This window comes from Phenylobacterium sp. J367 (assembly GCF_024699985.1).
Lineage (GTDB): Bacteria > Pseudomonadota > Alphaproteobacteria > Caulobacterales > Caulobacteraceae > Phenylobacterium.
The window spans coordinates 2,745,424-2,766,347 of the sequence record NZ_JAJONA010000001.1 but is presented as its reverse complement, the minus strand read 5'-3'; the positions used below and the strand labels follow the sequence as shown (position 1 = coordinate 2,766,347).

The following is a 20,924-nucleotide window of genomic DNA, read 5'->3' as shown; positions in this document are numbered from 1 at the left end:
CCGCCTACTCTCGGTCGAAGTTGAGGCCGGTCAGGTAAGCCAGTTCGGCCGCAGGCACCCCGAAGATCGCGCCAATGTCACGCGGCAGGAAATGGTCGACCCGATAGTTGGGGAGTTCCCGATATGCTTGGGCCTGCCGGCCTTTGAGCTGCTTATGTGAACGCCCGAACTTCGACTCGATGATGTCCGCGGTTTCTCCGCCCCAGTCGGTGCTACGGCTGTCAGGCACAGTCCACCCCTCGGAAAGATACTCCCGTGTCTTGCCTCCAGGGACGGTCTTCTCACCGCGGGCGGCGGTGCGCAGCTCGGAGAGGTCCTCGCCAAGTCTTCCCTTCGCTCTCCGATCGAGAGCGTCTACCCGCTTCGCGGCCGCGCCCGTGGCGACGCCGCCGGTGATCGCCCCCAGGGAAGCGGCCTGTTGAGCGTTCACGATCGCCGGGACCCAGTCATCGACTGAGCGGATGCGTCCGTTGAACATATCCTGAGCCAGCGAAGTCGCTGCGCCCCCGGCCGCTCCGGCATGCGCGCCGTGAAACTTGAGCGCAACGGGAGCCGCAACCGCACCGCCAACGGCCGCTCCGGCGTAATCTCCGAGCCCGCTGACCTTTCCGCTGAGCGCATCAGCCACGCCTTGCCCAGCGACGCCCGTTCCCGCTCCGACGCCAGCAACCGTCCCGATCTCGCGAAGAGCCAGGGGCGTGGCCTGCTTCATCCGAAGGCCCAGCACTGCTTCTCCGCCAAGGCCAGCTAGCTTGGCCACGCCGGGCACTCCGCCCGTGGCGACGAGTTGTACCGCTGTGGCTCCGAGCTGACCCGCAAGTCTTGCCCCTCCGTGATGCTCGGCATCGTACTTGTCCCGCGCATGCTCTTTCGCCATGCGGTCGTCGTACGCCTTGCGCAGGTCCTTACCGTCGACGGCGTCCAAGACAGCCCCACCGGCAGCCCATGCTCTGTCTGAGATTCCCAAGGTGCCGGCGTCCGCCGCACCGCGTAGAACGGCATACGCTTCATTCCCGACCGGACGGAGTTGCTTTGCAGCTTGACGCAGCTGTGCGGGGGCTTCCTTTGCAGCCGCCCTCACACGCTCTTTGACCGTCTGAGCTGTGCTGTTTAGAGCCGCCGCAGGCGCCTTGACCTGCTGCCGCAGCACCTGCGCTCCCAGCCGAACAACATCGCTCGGCTGGGCCGCCGCAACATTCTTGCCCAGGCGCGTGGCCTTGTCCCAAGCCTCCCGCCCCGCAGCCTCTCCACGCCTGCGAAGATCTCTCCAGTTCGTTGCTTAGCCGCATCCACTCGTTGATCGGCAGTCGATCGCTCAGCCCACGGCGCTGCGTGCCTGGCATGGTGCTATTCCTCGTGATCGGGTTTTGGAGCCCGCGGCGATATTGCCCGGGCGAAAATCGACAAATCGAACATGGCGGGCTATTCCGGCGTATGACCCGGTACACGGCCTTCTCGGCGCGCCGACTGATCGCTGAAGGGGGCGCGGCGGACGTCGCCGCAGCCGCAAAGCAGGCCCGCGGCTCTGTCCTGATCTTCGACGACAGGACCGGTCGCGCGGTCGAGCTCGATCCCTTCGCCGACCCGCCAGCGCTGGCGCTGCCCCTCCCCCGACTGCGCCCAAGCCGGGCCGCGGGCGGCCGAAGCTGGGGGTGGTCGCCCGCGAGGTCACCCTCCTCCCCCGGCACTGGGACTGGCTGGCCGCCCAGCCCGGCGGCGCCTCGGCCGCCCTCCGCCGCCTCGTCGAGGAAGCCCGGCGCAGCAATGAAGGCGCCGACCGCGCCCGCGAGGCCCAGGAGGCGCTCTACCGCGTGATGTCGGCGTTGGGCGGAGACCTGCCGGGCTTCGAAGAAGCGATCCGCGCGCTCTACGCGGCCGATGACCCCCGGTTCGACGCGTTGATCTCGGCCTGGCCCGACGACATTCGGGCCTACGTCACCCGCCTCGCGGCCACCGAGCGCGCCGCGCGGACAGCCTAGCGCGTCCGCGACATCCGGAAGGCCTCGTCCTCCAGAGCATGCTCCGCGTCGTGCGTCTGCACGGCCAGGCGGCGTGCGGAGTCACAGGCGACCAGATCGGCGCCCCGTGTTCATGGCGTCGGCCTCGATGTTGGCGGCCAGCACGCTCATGGCGGGCTCCAGGATGCGCTCGGAGAAGTCGTCCAGGTTCATGGTCAGGTCGACCGAGGTGAAGTTCAGGTCGACGCCCTTCTGGGTCTGCACCTTCAGGTCCACCGAGCTCTCGGTGGTGTCCTGGGCGGCCAGCGTCGAGCCGGTGCGGACCACGTACTGGTTCGGCAGGCGCACCTTCAGGGTGTCGCCGACCTTGGCGCCCTGGCGGGCGAAGCTGTCGTCATATTCGCGCGTGATCGAACCCACGAAGTTGAGCTTCTGGTGGAGCACGCGCAGCGCCTCCCGCGTCACCGCGGTGGCGGTCAGGATCGTATTGGGCATTCAGTTGTCCTTGGGATTGGGTTGGAATTGGCCGCGTGAAGGCTCCCGAGGCGCGAAGGACGCGCATGCTCGAAGGCTGCCGGCGGAGCCGGCGGCGGCCTGGATTTCGGTTCTGAGCGGCCGCAACCGGTATTCCGAGGCGATGGCGGAGATCCGCACGCATCGGAATCGGCATTGCGGCCTGCGCCGGACCTGCTAGAACAAATCAGAAACAACGCGAGGCGTTTGAGGTGAAGACCTTCATCGTCTTACCCGCGCAGGTGCTGGCGGCTTCGATCCTTCTGGTCGCGATCGCCTGGGTTGCGGGCAGATTCCATCCGGGCTTCGAGGTGCTGTATCTGGCCGCCCTCGCCGCGTACTTCGTCGGAACGGTCTGGCTGATCGTGAACCTTGGGCGCGCGCCCGCCGCGTCTCGGCGCGAGGTCCTCATCCGCAGGGTGGCGATCGGCGCGCTTGGCCTCCCGACGCTCCTGCCTGCCGCGGCGATCGCCTGGATGATCGCCGATCAGGGCGACAACGCCTGGATGATGGCGCCCCTACGCCGTCGCCTTGGTGCTTCCCGTCTGGCCCTTCGTCATCTGGGCCTGGATCGCGACGGGTCGGACCGGGAAGGTCGGCAGCTGATCGGCTGGCGCGGGTCAGAATCTGGGCGGCCGGCCTCCGACTGTCTGCCGGTCGCCGACGCTCACGCCGGGCCTTTGGTTCATATGCTCCCGGATCACCGCGTTCGAGTTCGATCCGAAGACCAGGTAGGGACGTCCCGAGCCTTCGATCTGCGCGGCATGGGTTCTGGCCGAGCCGACGGCGTCGGCCGCGGCGACGTTCGGTAGCGTCGTCTCATAGAGCAGCCGCTCGCCTTGATTGAAGTCACGGCTTCTCTCGGCCGGCGTCACCTCGGCGTGAAGGCCGTGCCGCGACGGCCCGGCGCGATAGATAAATCGGTCCCGGCCGTCGTCGTAGAGTTCGTACATGTGGTCTGGGGAAAGCCCCTTGAGGACCTTCGGAATTCCGACGCCCACAGCCTCGCGCAGGATGCGGTCCGGCACGTCGTAGGACCAGACCTGGAGACGCGTATCGCCCGTCGGCGCGGGCCGCCGCCGCGGCGCCTTCGCGAGGCTGACACGCTCTTCCAGTGTCAGCCGATGGGCCGCCGGCGGCTTCGGCGTGGCCGCCGGCCTCGAAAAGCGGTCGACGTCGTCCCATCCAATCGGTTTCGTCGGCTGTACCATCACCGCCCCCGCGCCATCTGCTCGTTGCGCCGGGCCATCCAGTCCTTGAGCGCCAGTTCGTCGCGCACGCCGCCGCTAGCGCCCGCCGCGCCGGTCACCTGCACCGCCGGCCGCACCGCCTGGGCCCGGGCCGCGATTTCCTGCCCGCCGGCCTGATCGGCCCGCCAGGCCTTGTGCAGCAGCTTCCAGAGCCTCGGATCCGCCGCCTCGGCCAGCTCCTCGAGCGTGACGCCGAACGCCTGGGCGTATTCCACCAGCTTCGCCGCGGTCTCCGGCGACCAGCCGTCGATCTCCTCGGCCAGCTTGCGGCCCGTCTCGGCCATCCGGTCGGCCGCCTCGCGCGCGGCCTTCAGTTGGTCGCGCTCGTCGGCGTGGGCGACGGCGCGGGCAAGCTCCTCGCGCGCCCGGCCCATGGCCTGGTAGCGGCCCCAGAGCGTCTCGGCGCCCTGGCGGTCCTCCTCGGCGAAGGCCCGCCAGTCCACGCCGTCGAAGTCGGCGAGCTGCTCGTCCAGCGCCGCCAGCCGCATCCGGTCGCGGCTCGCGCCGGCCGAGAGCTGCGACTGCTGGGCCAACGCCTGCCGTTCGGCCTCCACCGCCCGGCGCTGTTCGGCGAGGTCCTGGGTCTTGCGGGTGTAGTCGGCCTGCCGGAGGAACGCGCCCTTCAGCGCCGCCGGGATCTCATAGACCTGGCCGTCCAGCTCAATCTCAAGCGTCTCGGGCTCGAGACCCTCCGCGCCGTCCTGCTCCAGCTCCTCGGCCTCCAGGCCGAGCTCTTCCGCGCGCGCGAGGTCGTCCCCGCCCGCCATGATGGCGTCGTCGTTGTCCATGGGTGTCCTGTTTGATGAGGCCTCGCGCGGAGGCGGAGTGGCGGCCGCTCAGCGGCCGTTGCGGCGCTGCTCGGCGTTGCGCCGGTCATTGATGCGGCGGGTCTCGGCGACCTTGCGGGCGTTCACGTCGCGCCAGTCGAGGATGTCGGAAACGATCTCCTCGCCGGCGTCGTAGAGTTCGCCGCCGGCCCAGGCGCCCGCCGCTCCGCCGATCGGCGCGGTGATCACGGCGGCTGGCCCGCCGCCGATGCCGGCGATCCACGAACCCGCGGCGCCGCCGGCTGCCTCGGCGATGGCCCGCCCCTTGTTCTCGGCCGTCGCAATGGAAGCGCAGTCCAGAACTCGGGCCGGCCCCCAGAAACGGGCGGCCTTGATGCCCTTGACGACCTTTGGCGCGTGCTTCTTCGCCCGATCCAGGCCGATGTCGAGGATCCGTTGCTGGGCTTCGAGCGCGCCGGCGGCGATGGACTTGCCGGGCGACGTGCGCTCTTCGTTGCGGCGTTTCGAATCCATGTGCGAATTTTCCTGAGGTTGTGGGAATCAGGGGCGACCGCGGTGTTGACCGAAGAACGCAAGGCGCAGTGGTCGCGCCGGGAAATCCGTCGGGGCGGCGCTGACTTCAGCTTCCTGGGGTTCGCTCTCTGGGGAACGGCCCTGTTCACGCGCGACCCAGAACTGTTCGTGATCGGCCCGCTCTCGGCCATCGGCGCTCAGATCACCCTGGGCTGGCTGACCCTTGCCCGGGCCGACGCAAAGCGGTTCGTGGGCGGCGATTTCTGGGTCGCCGCCGCCTGGCTTGGACTCGGCGGAGTTCTGTGGGCGCCGCTCCTCTACGCCTGGGGGCCGATGACGGCCTCGTGGGTCGGCTGGCCCTACTTCGCCATAGTGCTCGCCGTCAGCATGGCGACCCTTTGGCTGGCGGCCTATCGACAGACGCTTTCGTCCCTTTGGGAGACCCGCCTGCTGCGCGGATCCGTCATCCTCTGGACCGCGGTCGGCGTGATTGCGGCGCTTGGCGCTGTCGTCGGCGGGACAATCGGCCGTCTCGGCCTCGTCGTCGGCGGCGTGCTCCTCAGCCCCTTCAGCCTCTGGCTGGCTCGCCGCTTCTTCCTCCGCCACCGCGACGGCCGCCAGACGCGCTGACCCCCTACCGCTGCAACGCTCGCAGCCGGTTGGTTTCAGCCTCGAAGGCCTCGATCTGCAGCTTGCGGGCCTCGTGCGCCCGGTCCTGCTTCAGGGCCGCGATCTCCGCCTTTGCCGCCTGCAGCGCCTGGGCCAGCTGGCCCAGCTGCTGCTTGGCCTGCTCGACCTCAGGCGCCGCGCCCTTCGCCTGCGGCGGCAGCAGGGCCGCCAGGCGCGTGGCGATCTCGTCCGCTCCCGGCCAGTCCAGGTTCCGCGCCAGCAGGTCGCCGATCACCGGCGCCGCGGCCGGGAACGCCCGCATCAGCTCGATCATCTGGTTCGCCGCCTCCTCGCGGCGGCTGGTGAACGACGGTCCCGAGCGCACCGTCAGGTCGTACTTGCCGGCCCCCAGGTCGTAGATCCGCCCGAGCTTCCGCAGCGCCTCGCCGCCCTGCCCCGCGGCGGCCTGACCGCCAGGCGCCGCGGCCACGCTTTTCGCCTGGCCGTCCACCCCCAACACGCGGACGACCCGCGGCGTCGCGTACACCTTCGGGATCAGGTCCAGCATGATCCGGCCCGCGTGCCGGATCGCCCGGCTCAGGTTGTCGATGTAGTGGAAGGTGGAGGTGTCCCCCTCCCGCTGCCGGGCCATGATCGCCCGGCCGCTGGTCTCGTTCGACCGCGCGCCCAGGCTCGCATCTTGCAGGCCCATGATCGCCTTCATGTCGTCGGCGGCGTTCAGCGCCTCCTGCAGCGCGCCGGCCGGCGGACCTGCGAACGGCTGCCGCATCGGCGGGTCGTTCCCGTCATATTCGATGTAGGCGTGGCTCTCGGTGTTGGCCGACGCCCACTTGGCGCTGTCCGTTTCGAACGCCCCCTTCCGCCCGATGAACGGCGTCTTCGGCGCCAGCGCCACCAGCTCGGTCGAGGCCGTGCGCCAGTAGTTGAACATCCGCTGCGGGTCCTTGGCGTCGCGCACCAGTCCACGCAGCCGCCGGCGGCCGTCGACGAACAGCTCCTCGCCATAGACCGGGACGATCGGGATGTACTTCCCCGCCCAGTCGACGGTCTCCAGCACCTCCCCACCGGTCAGGATCCGCTGGGTCACCTTGTGCCCCGCCACCGTCCGCGGCTGGCCGACGACGCTGACCCCCAAGGCGTCGAACATCGTCTTCTGCGCCTTGTAGGTCGCCTCCTCGATCACCTGCCCGTCGGAGAGCGCCAGGATGGTCTTCTCCACCCGCTCACGCCGCCACCACTCGGCGACCATCACCCGCTCCCCCTCCAGCCAGGGCGCGCCCAGGCTCGCATAGGCGTCCGCCGTCCAGTCGACCGCGTCGGCTCCCTTCCAGCGCGCCTCGAAGGCCGTCTTCGGCAGGCTGTCGACCACGAAGGCCGAGTTCCAGTCGGCGCTGTCGGCCGCCGTCGAGTCCGGGTCGCCGTAGATCGAGAACGGGTTGGCCACCCGCTCCACCACCAGGTCCTGGTCGAAGCCGTCGTCGGCCGCATAGCGGGTGTTGATCCGGAAATAGCCGAAGCCGCCGGTCACCGCGAAGTCGAGCGCCGTGTCGTAGGCGACCTCCGCATCGGAGCTCTGCTCCACGTGGCGGATCAGGCCGTTGAACACCTCCGCCGTCTCCGGGTCGGCGCCGCTGTCCACCGGATGCACCGCGATCGCCGGCTTGTTCTGCCGGGCGTCGTTGACCACCTGGCGGATGAAGGCCGGCAGCCGGTTGATGGTCAGGGTCGGCCGGCCGTCCAGCTCGCGCGCCCGCTTCATCGCCGCCGGCCACTGCTCGCCCAGCCTGGCGAACTTCAGGTCGTCGAGGGCGTCGCGCCGGTTCTCCGCCTCGGCGTCGGCCGCCAGCTCGAAGGCTTCGCGGGCCTCCTTGATCAGATCTTCGTCGGACAAGGGTGATGCCCCATAGGCTATCGCCCCGCACGGCGGCCGGGCGGGGTGAGCGGCGCAGACGCCGCGAGGGAATGTCGGGATCGGCGCCCGCCGGGCGCCGGAGCTCAGGTCAGGTCAGGGCGGGCTCAGTCGCAGGGTCAGGGCGGCGCGGACGCGAGCGCCACATGAGCCATAGGCCGGCGAAGAACGCCGCGCCGGCAAACACGTCCAAGAACCGCAGCTCGAAGTTGGCGAGATCAAAGACCAGCGGCCACCAGAGCAGGACCGCGGGTACCGCGAGCAGCAAAGCCGCGCCCCGAAGCGTCAGGGCGGACACAAGCCGCCGGCCACGCGCAACCCGCCAGACCCATGCAGCCGGTACGATCAGCCCCGCCAAGCGCCAGCCGTGGCAGCGCCGCCAGCGCCTCGCCCGCCGGCCTCAGCACCCGCTCGCGCATCCAGTCGCCCACCGGCAGGTCGTCACTCGGCATCCGCCAACCGCGCATCGCGTCCAGCCCCTTCGTTTCAGACTGTTGGGATCGGTCCGCCCACCAGCGGCGCCGCACGTCCGTGGCGATCAACGCCTTCGACGCACCGCACCCGCCGGGGCCCTCAGGCCGCCGCGGGCGCACGCATCAACGCTGACACAACTCTCTCAAAGACGCGCGCGAATGTCAAGAACAAAATGCGAACATCTTCGCTCGCGGTGGCGGCGGATTTCGCATCGCCTCGGAGCCGTCCCCCGCGGCGCTGATGACGCGCTCGCTGCGGGGACCCTCATGAAGAACAACATGCGAACACCGCAGGGCCGTTAACGTTAAGCCCTTAATATTCCATTGACTCTACCGCCAAGCTCTGGCGCCGTCGAAGGAGCGGGGATTGGGGATTTTCGCGATGCGATTCTGCGCCTTCGGGCTCGGAGCATTGATGGCCCTGGCGGTGTCGGCCGGCGCCGCGCAGGCGGCGGACAGCGGCGCGGGCGTCGCCGTGGCCGGCGCGCGGGCGACGGCGTCCGTGGGCTTCGAAGGCCCGTCCGACCGGCTCTGGACCGGGGTCTCCACCAACGAGGAATGCGTCGGCCCGCGCCGCCGCCGCCTGCTCTCCCTCTTCCAGCCCGCCCAGCGCTACGCCGTCGCCGAACGCCGCGGCGAGTTGATCGGCGAGTTCCTCACGCCCACGCCCGCGCCGCAGGTGGTGGCCGCCGCCCGCAGTTGCGCCGCGGCCGCCGGCGACAACGCCACGGCCCGCATCATGCTGGCCGGCGGCCCGACGGGCCTCGTCCGTTTCCAGCGCGCGTTCTCGGCCTGCATGACCCAGCACGACGCGGGCCAGGCGGTGGGGTCGCTGACGCTCTGGGTCGACAATCACTGCAACTGGTGAGTCCGGACGCGTCCGGGCGCCGCTAGGCCTGGAGGTCCTGCCGGTCGCGCTCCAGGAGCCAGCGGCGGCTGTCCGGCGAGCCCAGCGTCGCGCCGGCCAGCCGGATTTCGTCGACCCGCTCGGGACTGAACCCCGGCACGTACTCCACCTCTTCCCAGCTCAGATAGGGCCGGAAGAGGATCAGGTCATAGGCGGCGGCAGGCCCCACGGTCGGCAGGGTGGCGAGTTCGTCCGCGGGCGCGGCGTTCAGGTCGGTCATGACGGAATTCCCGGGCTTACTCGGGCAACGCCGGTGGTCGACCAGCGTTCCTCTCGCGTCATTGTTACATCGAGATTTGATCACCCCTCATCCGGTCGATCCCCCCACGGGCCGCCGGGCCGCCACCGTGCCCGCCACCTCGTCGAGCAGGTCGGTGATCTCGCCCGCCACCTCGCGGGTGAGGTCGGGGGCGTCGATCTTCGCGCGGTAGAAGCCGGTCCTCTGGAAGCCCTCGACCAGGCTGCGGAAGGCCGCGGCGTCCGAAAGCGCCAGTTCCGCGAGCAGGGCGCGGAGCAGGAAGTCGTGGGCGGTCAGCGCGCGCTGGGCGTCGGCGAGCTGAGCCTCCAGCGAAAGGATCCGTCCCGTCTCGTCCATGCGTCCTGCGCCCTCGTCGACCCCAGGCCTCCAACAAGCCGCAGGCCGCCCGCGACGCAACCCCTGTCAGGCCGCGCGGCTCTCCCGCCGGGCGTCGCCGTTGGCCGCGGCCAGCCGGATCAGGCCCTCGCGCACATGGATCGCCACCGCCATGGCCTCGCCGGCGTGGAGCTCGGTCTGGATCAGGCGGGCCACGGCGGGATCGGCGTCCCGCATCGGGGCGAAAGCTGTCTCGAACTGGCGCATCAGGGTCTCCCGGACGGTTCTGGCCTCCCCCGCAGCAAGCCCGGCGCCGCGGTGGCGGCAGATCGCGGGCCTTTCGCCGGACTGCGACCCAAGCGCACGCGGGGCTCTGCTCGCGCAAGTTGTCCGAAGGTGCTGAGCGGCAAGATTCGACCCCGATTCACGACGACTTGCTTCACTGTCATCCAGGATCGACCGTGCGCATCGCGAGTCTTTACCGGCGCCGCGGTCCTGCCATTTGATAAGACACACGCGAACACTCGCGCCTAAGGGAAAACCCTGGGTCGCCAAGCCGTGAAATCTCGGCCTAGGATTTTCGCCATGCCGTGAAGACCTGGTGGGGCGCGATGAGGGGCGAAGGACCGATCAGGTCGGCAGGACGCATGTCCTTGCTGCGGGGCGCCCTCGCCCAGGCGCTGACCCTCGCCCTGTTGGCGCTGGCCGCCCTGGTCCGCGCGCGCCTGGGCGCGGTCTTTCCCGGCCTCACGGCGTTCAGCCTCTTCTACCCGGTGATCATGGCGGCGGCGCTGGCCGGCGGTTGGCCCGCCGCGGCGACCGCGCTGGCGGGCGGCGGCCTGCTCGGCGGGTGGTTCATGCTGGAGCCCGTCGGGGCCGCCAGCCCGATCCCCGCCCACGTCGCCGTCAACCTCGGCCTCTATGCGTTCGCCGGCGCCTGTATCGCGGCGGGCGGCCTGTACCTGCGCGCCCTCCTCGCACGCCAGCGCGCCAACACCCTGCGCCTCGCCGAGCGCGAGTTGCGCTACCGCACCCTCTTCGACACCGTCTCGGAAGGCTTCGCCCTGCTCCAGGCCGTGCGCGGCGCCGACGGCCGCCTCGTCGACTACCAGGTGCTGGAGGCCAACCCCGCCATCCTGCGGCTGCTGGGCCTCGACGCCAGCGTTATCGGCCGACGGCAGAGCGAGCTCACCCCCCGCGCCTCCGAGGCCTGGCTCCAAGCCTGCGGCCGGGCGCTCGACGGCATTCCGGTGAGCGTCGAATATCAGAGCCCCGCCACCGGCCGCTGGTACCAGATCCGCCTCAGCCGGGTGATGGCCGAACAGTTCGCCCAGGTCGTCCAGGACATCACCGACCAGAAGGCGGCCGAGGCGCACCAGGCGGAGATGTTCGACGAGCTGAACCACCGGGTGAAGAACAACCTCGCCATGGTGTCCTCGCTGCTGAACATGCAGGCCCGCGGCGCGTCGGCCGAAGTCTCGACCCAGCTCCAGAGGGCGGTCGGTCGGATCCACGCCATCTCCGATGTCCACGCCAGCCTCTGCCGCTCCGGCCGCAAGGACGACGTCGACCTCGCCGCCTACCTGGGGGACCTCTGCCGTCGGCTCGAGGGCTCCGTGATCGAGAATGAGCGCGTGCGGATCACCCTGGCGGCGGAACCGGCCATCCTGGCGGTGGACCGGGCGGTCGCGCTGGGCGTGGTGGTCAACGAACTGATCACCAACGCCGCCAAGCACGCCTATCCCGCCCCGGCCTCCGGCGAGATCGCCGTACGCCTGTCCCGCACCGACCACACCCTGGTCCTATCGGTCACCGACCACGGCCCTGGGCTGCCCGACCCGCCGGGCGCCGGGCTCGGCATGCGGCTGGTGCGCTCAATGGTCCAGCAGATCGGCGGCGACCTGGAAGTCGAGGGCGGACCGGGCGCGGTGTTCCGCGTCCGCCTGCCCGACGCGCCGGCCGGCCCGTTCGCCGCGGCCCCGCCGCAGGGACGGCTGCTCTAGACGGCTGCCCATCGGGCGGCCGCGCGGCGCGCGGAAGCCCTCAGACCAGGTCCGGCCCTTCCGCGCCGCGGATGATCTCCAGCGCGCGGCGGCGGATCTGCGCCTCGATCTCGCTGCAGTCGGCTGTCTCCCGGCCGATCGCCTCCACGAGCTGGCGGCGGACGGCCGGCGGGTCCAGCGCCAGCCGCAGGCTGACGATCAACTCGAGGGCGAACATCTGCTGTTCGAGCTCTTCCATGCGCGGATATGTACGCGGTAAGCCGACCGCCGCAACTCATTCGCGATTGCGCGGGCACCATGCACGGTTGAACCATCGTCGGATATCCGACCGAGAGTAGTATCTGCTCTGCAACCTAGAATATCCATCGGGTGCGATAGGCCGAGGCCTGGAATCCCGCCTGGAACTGCATGGACTGCATCTGGATGACCTGCATGAGCGGCAGGGCGGCCTGGTTCGCGAACACCGTCTTCGACGTGGCGATCTTTAGCGCGCTGGCCCGCTGGACCTGCTCGGTCTCTCGGCGTTTCGTCTCGGCCGGCGCCACGCGCTTGGAGAATGGCGTGGTCGGATAGAGGGCCAGCGGCTGTTCGTGCAGCCGGTCGCGGACGAAGCCCACGAACTTCGGCGTCGCCCTCTGCTCGGCCGTCACTGGCGGCGGCGGGAGCGGCGCCGGAGGCGCCACGACGGGCGGCGGCGGCGCGACGACCGGCGGCGGCGGCGCGGGCGGCGGCGGCGTCACCACCGGCGGCGGCGTCACCACCGGCGGCGGAGGCGGAGGCGGAGGCGGCGGCGGAGGCGGCGGCGGCGGCGGCGGCGGAGGCGGCGGCGGCGGCGGCCGAGGCGGCCGAGGCGGCCGGCCGTGACCCTGGCCGTTGCCCTGCCCGTGCCCGTGCCCGTGCCCGCGGCCCTGTCCACGCCCGACGGCGCCGAACAGGTCCATGAGGCTATGCAGCGCCTGGCCGAGGGTGGTCTTCGGATCCCTGGAGTTGGCGTCGCGCACCGTCTCCTGCACGGCCAGCAGCACCGACATCACCGCCGACGAGAGCCTCCCGTCGCGGCCACGGTCGCGGCCGCCCTGGCGGACCGCGGCCGGCGCGGCGGGAGCCGCGGGCGGCGGCGTCTCGTCCCTGGTCTCCACCGGCGTGATCGGTCGGGTCTCGATCGGCGCCGGCGCTGGCAGCGGCGCTGGAGGCGCCGCCACGGGCGGCGGCGCGGCGGCAGGCGGCGCGGCGAGGGGCGGCGGCGGGGCGGCGACCGGCGGGGTCGGGGTTGGGGCCGGCGCAGGCGCCTTGTCCTTCTCCGCCTTGGCCTTCGCGGCCTCGGCGGCGGCCTTTGCGGCCTCGGCCAGGGCCTTGGCCGCCTCCGCGGCGGACTGGCCCGGCGTCGTGTCCGGCTTGGCCGCCTCGGCCTTGTCCTTGATCTGGCCGGCGATCGACTGGGCGGCCTTCGCGGCCTGTTCGACCAGCGCCTGCACCGTGGATCCGGCCAGCGGGTTCGCGGCCGTGGCTGGAGCGGCCGCGGCCGGCGTCGGCGCGACCGGCGTCGGCGCGACCGGCTTCGTCGACGTGATCACCGGCGTCGGCGGCGACGGCGTCTGCGCACGCTGGGTGTTCTTGGCCTTCACGGCCTCGAGGGCGGCCAGCGCCTGATCCATCGGGTTTGTCACCCGCGCGGAGCGAACCGCCATCGTTATCCCACCATGTTTTATGAGCTTTTCGCGTGGGATACCGCGGGTATGCTTGACGCTTCGCCAAGGAACATCCTTAGCGCGCAACTTATTTTCCGAGAGCCGCGCCGTTCACCATCCGCGCAAAGAAACCCGCGCCGGCGAGGCCGGCGCGGGCTCTTTCCGACGATGGGTCGTCGCTTACCGCAGCACGCCCCGGCGGCCCTGGAACAGGCCGAGCAGGAACAGCAGCAGGATGGCGCCGGCCGTGGCGACCAGCAGGCTGCCCAGGATGCCGCCGAACGAGATGTTCAGCATCCCGGCGATAAACGCGCCCAGGAACGCCCCCACGACGCCCACCACCAGATTGGTCAGCAGGCCGTGGTTCCGCTTCATCACCTTCTCGGCGATCCAACCGGCCAGGATGCCGATAATGATCGCCATGATCAGTCCTACGCCACTCATAAGCTCTTCTCCCTTCAGGTGTCGTGTCGACCCCCAAATGCGAAGCGCCGCGCACCGGTTGCAGCCGGTAACGTGAAGTTAAGCCTGGATGTGTCACAAGGCGAGCTATGTCGCTGAATGTCCAACCCGTGACGTTCTTCCCGGTCCCCCCGGTCCGGCCGGTCGTCTATGACCGCGATCGGGCTGCCGAGAAGTCGGTCCAGACCCAGCAGGCCCCCGCGCCGGCTCGGGCGCTGACCGGCTCCAGCACCGGCCGCCTGGTCGACATCCGCGTCTAGCCGCCCGCCGCGTCGCGGCAGGAAGACGTGGCGCCACATGAAGGCTCGCCGCTGTCCGGGCTACGAGTAGGATCCCAAGCAGGATCGCTACGTACCCAAGTCCCGGATCGAATGGACCCAGGAGCACTACGACACCTCGCTTACCCTTGAGATCGATGGCGGCCGCGGACGTATCCGGCCGGCCAAGTCCATGGTCCCGCCGGTCAGCTCGGGCTCCGACCACGGCGGGTACGAGCTCAGCGACCTCTCGGTCACGCCCGACCGCATCGCCGGCCGCTTCAGGCTGAATGGCCTCAACCGCCCGACCGTCACCATCGACCGCCGCAGTGGCCGCATCGTGCTCGACGGCCTGACCAAATTCCGTGGCGCCTGCGACCTGGTGGGAGACGGCGACAGGCGGCGGTTCTAGGCCTCAGAGCAGCGCGACGGGCACGACGATCAGCAGCATGTAGCCCAGCGCCCTGACCACGGACCACACTGTGAGCCACAGGCCGCGCGGCCAGCGGACGCTGAGCGTCCTGGAGAACCAGCGCGTCTGGACGGCCCCGAACCAGGTCGCGCCGGCCAGCATGATCGCCAGGCCAAGCGCATTGGGCAGGTCGGGCCGCTGGAGGATCACGCTGCCGAAGCCCACGAAGATGGACACCGCCGCGGCCAGGTAACACTGGGCGTAGAACGGCGGCCGCAGCGTCTCGCGGGCCAGGCGGATGTTCTGCTCGCGCACCAGCGTTGCGGCCGAGACGAGTGGGATCAGGCTGAAGATCAGCGCCCGGAAGAGCGCGAGGTTCTGCGGGGAATTGGACACCGCCGCGCCCAGGGTGGAGTCCACGTGCGGCGTCGGCACGTGCAGGGCCATGCCCACGAGGTTCACCAGCACCACAGAGAAGAGCAGGAACAGCGGCGGCGAGATGGCGTCGTCGTAGCGGCCCTCCTCGTCGTCCGACTGCTCGGCGTCGGAATAGGCCATTGCGGCCAGCGGCCGTGACATGATCCGCCACAGCGTCCGGGGATAGAACAACAGCCAGCTGGCCGCCTCGAAGATCAGTTCCTCGAAACTCCGCAGCAGTTTCAGGAAGTCCATGCGCGCGCCGTGGGTCCGCCGCCCCGTCCGGCGACGCCACCAGCAGGTCCGCTTTCCGAAGAGGCGTCAACCGCCGCCAGGGGCGGCGAAGCGGCAAAAGAGAACCACCGACCACACGGAAGTCCGCGCTCTTCCCGCCCTTCATGGTTTGCTCTCCTCCCTGTGGTCCGTGTATTCCGTGGTTCCCACTCCTATTCTGGGCTTCACCCCATCCAGCTCAGCGGCCCCGGCTCCCGACGGTAGTGCGTGCGCTCCTTCGGCCGCGCCGGGCCCAGCCGGTTGGCCGCGAACTCGCCGAACGCGTCGGCCCCATGGCTGGCGTCGTCGTGCAGCGGCCCGGTGTAGGTCCGCGTCGCCCGGCTCCAGCGCTTCTTGTAGGCGCGCAGCCGGTCCAGCCCGACGGCGCATTTCTCCGCGTCGAACCAGGTGATCGGGATCATCGTCCGCGCCGCGTTGATCCGCTCCTCCCGGTCCATGGCCACGCCCACGGTGATCGGCCAGACGCCGAGGTTCTGCAGCGTCTCGTAGCGGCTGCGGCCCGCATTCCCCATCTCGCGCACCATCACGTCGTGCGGCAGGTGGTGGGTTCCATAGACGTAGGGCTTGGACTTCAGCGCCTCGCGGGCGATGGCGTCGAACCCCTCCCCCGAGGTCTCGTAGTAGTCGATGGCCCGCACCTCCCGGCCGACCTGCTGGAAGAACCAGATCGCCGTGTAGTCGTGGATGCCCAGGTCCCAGGCCGTGTCGACCTTCAGCGCCGGGTCGTAGGGCACGCGTCCGATCCGCCCCTGCGCATCGGCCTCGCGCAGCGCCGAGCCGTAGTAGCTGCCCGGGACCGCCGCGCTGAAGTCCACCAGGTACTCCGAGGCGAACCGGGCCTCGCCCTCCTCCACCGAGCCCAGCTCGGCGATCATCTCGCGCCGCTCCCGCTCGAGCTGCTCGGCCGTGAAGACGCCCGTGTCCCGCGCCGAGGCCTGGATGGTCAGCCACTCCTGCGGCCGCAGCTTGCGCTCTCGAAGGCCCGCGTCGCGTGGTTCAGCCCGCGCGGCGTCCAGAGGAAGAGCGCCCAGCCGCCGTTCTCTGCCAGGATCGGCCGGAGGTAGCCCCAGGCCTCCGGTTTCGCCAGCGACCACTCCGAGAACACCACCCCCACCGGCGGCGAACCGACGAGGGAGTTGTAGTTGTCCGAGCCTGCCACCTGCCAGGTCGAGCCGTTCTTCAGCTCGACCTTCATGTCGGCCTCCCAGCGCTTGTGGCGCACCTCGCGGGGGAAGGCCTCGTCGATCCTGCGCTTGCCGGTGTGCGGGTTGATGGCGTCCCAGATCGCCTTCTTGGCCTGGGCGGCCTCGGGCAGCAGGTGCCAGTAGGTGCCCTGGGTCCGGATCGCCGCCTCCGCCGCCCAGGCCAGCGCCACCTCGTCCTTTCCCCAGCGCCGGTGCGCGGCCACGTCCGCCCGCTTGCAGCCGCCGCGCAGCGCGAAGAACAGCTCCTCCTGGTGGGGCTTGGGCGTCCAGTGGCGCCCGATCGGCGTCACCGGCCCCTCGGCCGCCGGGCAGACCGGCGCCTTGGCGCGCGGCGTGCGCGGCCGCTTGGTCGTCTCCGCAGCGCTCATCGCTCGACCTGCTGCACGCGATCGAAGGCCAGCAGCCGGCTTGTGCCGTCTTCCTCGATGACCTTCTCGAAGTGGCGGATGACGAAGGTCTGGACGTGGCCGCCGCCCTCGCCCGGCCGCCCGGCCGCCCCCCGCCCCCGTTCGCTGAACTGCGACGGGTCCAGGGCCGCCGCCTGCTTCATGCAGAGATCGACGTGCGCCTTGTCCTTGGCCAGCGTCTCCATGGTGGAGCCCACCGACGTCTCGTATGCCTCCTCGAACCGGTCCTCGGCCGCGATCGCCCGGGCGACCCTGACCGCATGATCGAACTCCGGGTGCTTCCGCCGCCAGTCGAAGAACGTGCTGTGCGACGGCATCTTTGGCAGGCTGGACAACGACTTCCAGGTCTTGCCCGCGGCCAGCCCGTCGCAGATCCGGCGCACCGCCGCCTCCGTGTAGCGCACGTACTCGACGCCGCCGTCGGCGCGGCGCGACTTGTTCCGCAGCCGGCGCGGAGCCGGCGTCATCAGGTCGTCCTTCATCAGGTCCTCTCCTAGGGTTTCGAGATTGGTGGGCAGGTCGCGGCCGCCGTCTGCGGCGATCTCGCGGGCCTGGGCCAAGGCTTCGGCGAAGGCGGGATACCGCTTGCGCCATTCGTAGATTGCGCCCGGGTTGGGCATCCGCCCGCGGCGCGCCATATGCGCCCAGACCTCGCCCGCCGCGATCCGCCGGCAGATCTCCGCCCCGAGGTCGGGTGAGTAGCGGGCGTAGATCACGGCGCCGCCCACCCGCGGCCGTTGCAACGACGGCTTCCTCTTCCTTCGCGCCATGCGTCATCGCCGCCGCCGTTTCCGGCGTCGGTCCTCCTGGGGTTTGGGGGTATCAGGGCGGCGAGGGCCGCCCGTTCAACGGCGGTGGCGAGCCTCTTCCTCGCGCTCGCCCTTGAGAGCCAGCTCTGGGTGCTTCGCCACAAGCGCCGCGCGGTCGGCCGCCAGCGTCTCCCAGTGTTGGGCCATTTCCAGCAGTTGCTCGCGCTGCTCGGGCACGTCCATGGCCGCGGCCAGGTTGCGGCATTCCTGGGCGTGTTGCCGGTATTCGGACGCCTTCTTCACGAACCTCATATTTCCGAAGGCGGTCCTCGCGATCAAGCGGCGCCGCGGCCACGGTCGCGGCTTGTTTGCTCAGGGACCGCCGCCGGGCGGAACCGCCGCGCCCCGGGCCGCCTTTGACAGAGCGGCGAAACCCAAAGTGATCAATGAAAACTGCCCAGGAACTTCAGGCCGAGGCCGAGGAGGTCGAGCGCATGGCTCGCCTCGTTAGCTATCGGAAAGACAAGGAAGCCCTGCTGGCCCGCGCCGCGGAGCTGCGCCGCGCTGCCGAGCGTGCGGCCGCTGACGAACGGCGGAATTGATCACGCCTGTCGGAAACCTGAGGCCGTTCCTCGCCGTTGTGTGTCTTGATGTCCGGCGCCCTTTCCAACACCCAGATTCCGCCGTCGGCTGACGACGGCGAGGCGGCGCTGGTCGATCTGCGCCGTCAGCTCGACGCCGTGAAGCAGCGGATGTCCGAGCACCGCTCCCAGCTCCGCGCCGCTGGCCTCACGCGGGACGAGCCGGCCGATTCCCCGGACGCCTGAGCCGGTCCGGCCGCCGGCGGACCCTGCACGCCTGATGATTTTCGAAACGTCGGAACCTCGACCCAGCCTTCGCCGTTGATCGGGTGCATTCGGTCGCCATCGAGTGCTGCTTACCTGGTCGCCGCGGCGTTAGACGAGCCCCCCGACAGTCTGCCCGCACAGGTCTTAGTGAGAGCCCCCGGCCCCTGGCCGGGGCTTTTTTCCTTCGCCGCCGCCGCCATTCCCCGTGCCTTTCGCCGGTCCCTTCACCGCTTCTTCATCGGCACTCGGCCAGGTTGCGCCTGAACACGACAAGGTTGAGGGGGCGGATGGTGTCCGAGTGGTTGGTCGAGGTCTGCTGTCGCGCCTGCGGCTCGCCCATCGAGGCGGCCCTCTCGACCCTTGAGGATCAGTCCGCGCTCGTCTGCCCCGCCTGTGGCGGTTCCGCGCCCCTGCCGGAGGATCTTGCAGCGACCGCGCGCTATCTATTCGAGGAAAGCCGCCGCCGTCTTCGCGACGCGACGTGAAGCCTTGCGTCCGGCGGCGTCACTCCTCAGGAGGCGGCGGGGCCTTCGGACGCGCGAGGATGAAGCCCAGGGCGATCATGGTCAGGACGATGGGCAGGCCGATTCCGGCCACCAGAAGAACAGTCGACACGGTTACGTACTTCCCCCCAACACGAGGGGTTTGCGTAACGCAAAGGCATTAACGCGGAGCTTATCCGTGGGCGGAGTTTATTGTCGGATTCCCGACACTTGGCCGTCTGGCCTAGCCGGCGGACGCCTGCTGCGACCCGCCGTCCCAGCCCCTGGCCAGGGTTTCGGCATCGAGGTGGCCGAGGATGTGCTCGGCAAGATCGCTGACCTTGAGCGGCTTGCGAAGCGTCAGGCTGTCCTCGACGGCGTGCGCCGCCGTCTCCATCTCGAAGGCGGTCATGTAGATCACGGCCAGGCCCGGCTGGATCGCCCGGGCGGCCCGCGCGACGTCGAAGCCGGTGGTGCCGTGGCCGAGGTTGATGTCGGTGACCAGCGCGTCGAAGGTCCGTGAGGCCGCTTCACGCAGGGCGGTGTAGGCTTGCTCGTCGTCGGCCACCGCTGTGACCTGCGCGCCGCGCTGTTCGAGCGCCGCCGAGATCATCTCCCGTTCCGACGTCAGGTCCTCGACCAATAGGATATGCGGCAAAGCCCCCCGAGCCTCTCAAATGCTAAGTCCCGTGAGGCGCGAAACGCGGAACCCGGCTGCGGGTTCCTGGAAAAGGCGCCTTCGTGCCTCCACCGCCGCGCGCAGCCGGGGACAGAGACCCTCGTGACCCTGGCCGCGGGACGCGCTTGGCGCGGTGAGAGCAGCCACCGAGCCGAGGCTGCGGACGAACAGGGCTTCAGGCGGGGACGCTCAAGGCCCGCCCTGCCGAACAGCCGTCTAGCGGTCGCCATCCGTGATGTCGGCGACGGAGCCAGGAATCGGCTCGCCGGCTGCAGGGGCCGGCTCCACGGTCGCGTTCTCGCGGAACTCCTGCGCACGCGTGAACGCCGCGCCGGCGTCGTCCAGCAGCCACATCCCGACGAAAGCCTCGTGCAGCGGATCAAGGTCCTCGTCGAAGAGCTCGCCCTCGTAGAGCGCCACGTGGCTGTAGTCGAAGTCGAGGGAAAGCTGATCCGCCAGGCCGAGCATCTCCTCGGCCATCCGCCGCGAATAGCCCAGGGCCTCGCTCTCGTTCTCGAATTCGTCGGAGAGGGTGTTGACCTCGGCTTGGTCGCTCCCCTTGCGTCGCACTGGTCGTGACGATGGTGTAGGCGGACATGGTCCAGTTCCCTCGGTTCCCCTTCCCCCTACCCTGTTCGCGACGACCCGTCGGGAGTTTCTCGCCGAACTGGGTTCGCAAACCCACCCAGCCCTCCGCGTGCACCGCGAAAGAACGCGCTCATCCTTGGGAAGCGCTCCGACAGAAGCATAAGGGGCGACAGCGGCGAGGCGCCAACCCGGGCGCACTGCTCAACGCTGAAATGTTTCTCGCAGAAACGCGCGCCGCCGTCAAGAACAAACTGCGAACATCGAACTTCGGGAACCAAGCTCTGCCGTTCGCGTTCCCTTTCGCGAAAGGGGGGGCCAGATGAGCCAGAATACGCACAGAGTCCGTGACGACTTCGAGGCGGCGCTCCTTGAGACGACGCCGTTCCTGCGCGCCTTCGCCCGCACCCTCTGCCATGACGCCGACCAGGCGGAGGACCTGGCCCAGGAGACGCTCGTCAAGGCGCTGACCTGCCGCCACCAGTTCCAGCCCGGCACCAATCTGCGCGCCTGGCTCTCCACCATCCTGCGCAACCGCTTCTATTCCGGCCAGCGGCGCCTGCGCTGGCGCGGAGAATATGACGCCGAGGCGATGGAACGCACCCTCGTCGCCCCCGACGACCCGGCCATGACCTGCGAGCTCGAGGACGTCCGCCGCGCACTCGCCATGCTGCCCGACTTTCAGCGCGAGGCCCTGATCCTCGTCGGCGCCGGCGGCCTCTCCTATGAGGAGGTCGCCAACATCGCCGGCTGCCCCGTCGGCACCGTCAAGAGCCGCGTCCGCCGGGCCCGCGACGAACTCACCGCCATCCTCTTCGAGGGGCGGACCGCGCCCCAGCCGAGCGCCCCCGCCCCGCTCGCCGCCATCGTCGACGACTTCGACCGTCTGCGCCGCGGACGCAGCGCGGCCTGATCGAGCCC

At 70.1% G+C, this 20,924-nt stretch carries 28 protein-coding genes and 1 pseudogene; 9 read left to right on the top strand and 20 right to left on the bottom strand.

Annotated features, from left to right (window positions below):
• Positions 1 to 4: 4 nt before the first annotated feature.
• Positions 5 to 925 (bottom strand): hypothetical protein, encoded by a 921-nt coding sequence (locus tag LRS04_RS14840; protein WP_257817024.1) that lies wholly within the window; start codon positions 923 to 925, stop codon positions 5 to 7.
• A 416-nt stretch (positions 926 to 1,341) separates the two neighbouring features.
• On the opposite strand from LRS04_RS14840, the pseudogene LRS04_RS28015 reads away from it, so the two are divergent.
• A pseudogene (locus tag LRS04_RS28015) lies at positions 1,342 to 1,979 on the top strand (DUF2239 family protein).
• Positions 1,980 to 2,060: 81 nt separating this feature from the next.
• On the opposite strand, the gene LRS04_RS14830 reads toward LRS04_RS28015, so the two are convergent.
• From LRS04_RS14830 to LRS04_RS14815, 4 genes are all read right to left on the bottom strand, one after another.
• Complete coding sequence (locus LRS04_RS14830; protein ID WP_257817023.1) at positions 2,061 to 2,453, bottom strand: P22 phage major capsid protein family protein; 393 nt, start codon at positions 2,451 to 2,453, stop codon at positions 2,061 to 2,063.
• A gap of 638 nt (positions 2,454 to 3,091) precedes the next feature.
• Positions 3,092 to 3,682: a hypothetical protein gene (locus tag LRS04_RS14825; protein WP_257817022.1), complete on the bottom strand. Its 591-nt coding sequence runs from the start codon at positions 3,680 to 3,682 to the stop codon at positions 3,092 to 3,094.
• Positions 3,682 to 4,509: a hypothetical protein gene (locus LRS04_RS14820; RefSeq protein ID WP_257817021.1), complete on the bottom strand. Its 828-nt coding sequence runs from the start codon at positions 4,507 to 4,509 to the stop codon at positions 3,682 to 3,684. The genes LRS04_RS14825 and LRS04_RS14820 overlap by 1 nt, the downstream gene beginning before the upstream one ends.
• Positions 4,510 to 4,557: 48 nt before the next feature.
• A complete protein-coding gene (locus tag LRS04_RS14815) occupies positions 4,558 to 5,022 on the bottom strand; it encodes a hypothetical protein (protein ID WP_257817020.1) in 465 nt (154 codons plus the stop codon).
• Between the two features lie 45 nt (positions 5,023 to 5,067).
• Between LRS04_RS14815 and LRS04_RS14810 the strand changes: the two genes are divergently transcribed.
• Positions 5,068 to 5,652, top strand: coding sequence for a hypothetical protein (locus LRS04_RS14810; protein ID WP_257817019.1), 585 nt, complete (start codon positions 5,068 to 5,070; stop codon positions 5,650 to 5,652).
• Between the two features lie 4 nt (positions 5,653 to 5,656).
• On the opposite strand, the gene LRS04_RS14805 is transcribed toward LRS04_RS14810, so the two are convergent.
• Positions 5,657 to 7,543, bottom strand: a complete 1,887-nt coding sequence (locus LRS04_RS14805) for a portal protein (RefSeq protein ID WP_257817018.1) — start codon at positions 7,541 to 7,543, stop codon at positions 5,657 to 5,659.
• A 109-nt stretch (positions 7,544 to 7,652) separates the two neighbouring features.
• Complete coding sequence (locus tag LRS04_RS14800) at positions 7,653 to 7,859, bottom strand: hypothetical protein (protein ID WP_257817017.1); 207 nt, start codon at positions 7,857 to 7,859, stop codon at positions 7,653 to 7,655.
• Positions 7,860 to 8,449: 590 nt separating this feature from the next.
• Here LRS04_RS14800 and LRS04_RS14795 point away from each other — a divergent pair.
• Positions 8,450 to 8,902 (top strand): hypothetical protein, encoded by a 453-nt coding sequence (locus LRS04_RS14795; RefSeq protein WP_257817016.1) that lies wholly within the window; start codon positions 8,450 to 8,452, stop codon positions 8,900 to 8,902.
• A 22-nt stretch (positions 8,903 to 8,924) separates the two neighbouring features.
• Here the strand turns inward: LRS04_RS14795 and LRS04_RS14790 are convergent, their stop codons facing one another.
• From LRS04_RS14790 to LRS04_RS14780, 3 genes are all read right to left on the bottom strand, one after another.
• Positions 8,925 to 9,161 carry a helix-hairpin-helix domain-containing protein gene (locus LRS04_RS14790; protein ID WP_257817015.1) on the bottom strand — a complete coding sequence of 79 codons (237 nt, stop codon included), beginning with the start codon at positions 9,159 to 9,161 and terminating at the stop codon, positions 8,925 to 8,927.
• Between the two features lie 87 nt (positions 9,162 to 9,248).
• Complete coding sequence (locus tag LRS04_RS14785) at positions 9,249 to 9,536, bottom strand: hypothetical protein (protein WP_257817014.1); 288 nt, start codon at positions 9,534 to 9,536, stop codon at positions 9,249 to 9,251.
• Between the two features lie 66 nt (positions 9,537 to 9,602).
• On the bottom strand, positions 9,603 to 9,782 hold the full coding sequence (locus LRS04_RS14780; protein WP_257817013.1) for a hypothetical protein: 180 nt from the start codon (positions 9,780 to 9,782) through the stop codon (positions 9,603 to 9,605).
• 386 nt (positions 9,783 to 10,168) lie between these two features.
• Between LRS04_RS14780 and LRS04_RS14775 the strand changes: the two genes are divergently transcribed.
• Complete coding sequence (locus LRS04_RS14775; RefSeq protein WP_257817012.1) at positions 10,169 to 11,518, top strand: sensor histidine kinase; 1,350 nt, start codon at positions 10,169 to 10,171, stop codon at positions 11,516 to 11,518.
• Between the two features lie 40 nt (positions 11,519 to 11,558).
• On the opposite strand, the gene LRS04_RS14770 is transcribed toward LRS04_RS14775, so the two are convergent.
• From LRS04_RS14770 to LRS04_RS14760, 3 genes are all read right to left on the bottom strand, one after another.
• A complete protein-coding gene (locus tag LRS04_RS14770; protein WP_257817011.1) occupies positions 11,559 to 11,756 on the bottom strand; it encodes a hypothetical protein in 198 nt (65 codons plus the stop codon).
• Positions 11,757 to 11,871: 115 nt separating this feature from the next.
• Complete coding sequence (locus LRS04_RS26930) at positions 11,872 to 13,173, bottom strand: hypothetical protein (RefSeq protein WP_308238149.1); 1,302 nt, start codon at positions 13,171 to 13,173, stop codon at positions 11,872 to 11,874.
• A gap of 213 nt (positions 13,174 to 13,386) precedes the next feature.
• Complete coding sequence (locus LRS04_RS14760) at positions 13,387 to 13,650, bottom strand: GlsB/YeaQ/YmgE family stress response membrane protein (RefSeq protein WP_257817010.1); 264 nt, start codon at positions 13,648 to 13,650, stop codon at positions 13,387 to 13,389.
• A gap of 107 nt (positions 13,651 to 13,757) precedes the next feature.
• Here LRS04_RS14760 and LRS04_RS14755 point away from each other — a divergent pair, with 107 nt between their 5' ends.
• On the top strand, positions 13,758 to 13,928 hold the full coding sequence (locus tag LRS04_RS14755) for a hypothetical protein (RefSeq protein WP_257817009.1): 171 nt from the start codon (positions 13,758 to 13,760) through the stop codon (positions 13,926 to 13,928).
• A gap of 190 nt (positions 13,929 to 14,118) precedes the next feature.
• Positions 14,119 to 14,337, top strand: coding sequence for a hypothetical protein (locus LRS04_RS14750; RefSeq protein WP_257817008.1), 219 nt, complete (start codon positions 14,119 to 14,121; stop codon positions 14,335 to 14,337).
• 3 nt (positions 14,338 to 14,340) lie between these two features.
• Here LRS04_RS14750 and LRS04_RS14745 read toward each other — a convergent pair whose 3' ends face one another.
• The 5 genes from LRS04_RS14745 to LRS04_RS14725 form a co-directional block, all read right to left on the bottom strand.
• Positions 14,341 to 15,009, bottom strand: coding sequence for a hypothetical protein (locus tag LRS04_RS14745; protein WP_257817007.1), 669 nt, complete (start codon positions 15,007 to 15,009; stop codon positions 14,341 to 14,343).
• Positions 15,010 to 15,212: 203 nt separating this feature from the next.
• Positions 15,213 to 15,923, bottom strand: a complete 711-nt coding sequence (locus LRS04_RS14740; RefSeq protein ID WP_257817006.1) for a hypothetical protein — start codon at positions 15,921 to 15,923, stop codon at positions 15,213 to 15,215.
• Positions 15,924 to 15,991: 68 nt separating this feature from the next.
• On the bottom strand, positions 15,992 to 16,621 hold the full coding sequence (locus LRS04_RS14735; RefSeq protein ID WP_257817005.1) for a hypothetical protein: 630 nt from the start codon (positions 16,619 to 16,621) through the stop codon (positions 15,992 to 15,994).
• Positions 16,618 to 17,403, bottom strand: a complete 786-nt coding sequence (locus tag LRS04_RS14730) for a hypothetical protein (RefSeq protein ID WP_257817004.1) — start codon at positions 17,401 to 17,403, stop codon at positions 16,618 to 16,620. Before LRS04_RS14730 ends, LRS04_RS14735 begins: the two co-directional genes overlap by 4 nt.
• 102 nt (positions 17,404 to 17,505) lie before the next feature.
• Positions 17,506 to 17,712, bottom strand: a complete 207-nt coding sequence (locus LRS04_RS14725; RefSeq protein ID WP_257817003.1) for a hypothetical protein — start codon at positions 17,710 to 17,712, stop codon at positions 17,506 to 17,508.
• Positions 17,713 to 17,855: 143 nt separating this feature from the next.
• Between LRS04_RS14725 and LRS04_RS14720 the strand changes: the two genes are divergently transcribed.
• Both LRS04_RS14720 and LRS04_RS14715 read left to right on the top strand, forming a co-directional pair.
• Positions 17,856 to 18,011: a hypothetical protein gene (locus LRS04_RS14720; protein WP_257817002.1), complete on the top strand. Its 156-nt coding sequence runs from the start codon at positions 17,856 to 17,858 to the stop codon at positions 18,009 to 18,011.
• A gap of 48 nt (positions 18,012 to 18,059) precedes the next feature.
• On the top strand, positions 18,060 to 18,236 hold the full coding sequence (locus LRS04_RS14715; protein ID WP_257817001.1) for a hypothetical protein: 177 nt from the start codon (positions 18,060 to 18,062) through the stop codon (positions 18,234 to 18,236).
• 747 nt (positions 18,237 to 18,983) lie between these two features.
• On the opposite strand, the gene LRS04_RS14710 is transcribed toward LRS04_RS14715, so the two are convergent.
• Together LRS04_RS14710 and LRS04_RS14705 are read right to left on the bottom strand one after the other, a co-directional pair.
• Positions 18,984 to 19,397 (bottom strand): response regulator, encoded by a 414-nt coding sequence (locus LRS04_RS14710; protein ID WP_257817000.1) that lies wholly within the window; start codon positions 19,395 to 19,397, stop codon positions 18,984 to 18,986.
• Positions 19,398 to 19,634: 237 nt separating this feature from the next.
• Complete coding sequence (locus tag LRS04_RS14705) at positions 19,635 to 19,988, bottom strand: hypothetical protein (RefSeq protein WP_257816999.1); 354 nt, start codon at positions 19,986 to 19,988, stop codon at positions 19,635 to 19,637.
• 337 nt (positions 19,989 to 20,325) lie between these two features.
• Between LRS04_RS14705 and LRS04_RS14700 the strand changes: the two genes are divergently transcribed.
• Positions 20,326 to 20,916: a sigma-70 family RNA polymerase sigma factor gene (locus tag LRS04_RS14700; protein WP_257816998.1), complete on the top strand. Its 591-nt coding sequence runs from the start codon at positions 20,326 to 20,328 to the stop codon at positions 20,914 to 20,916.
• Positions 20,917 to 20,924: the final 8 nt, after the last annotated feature.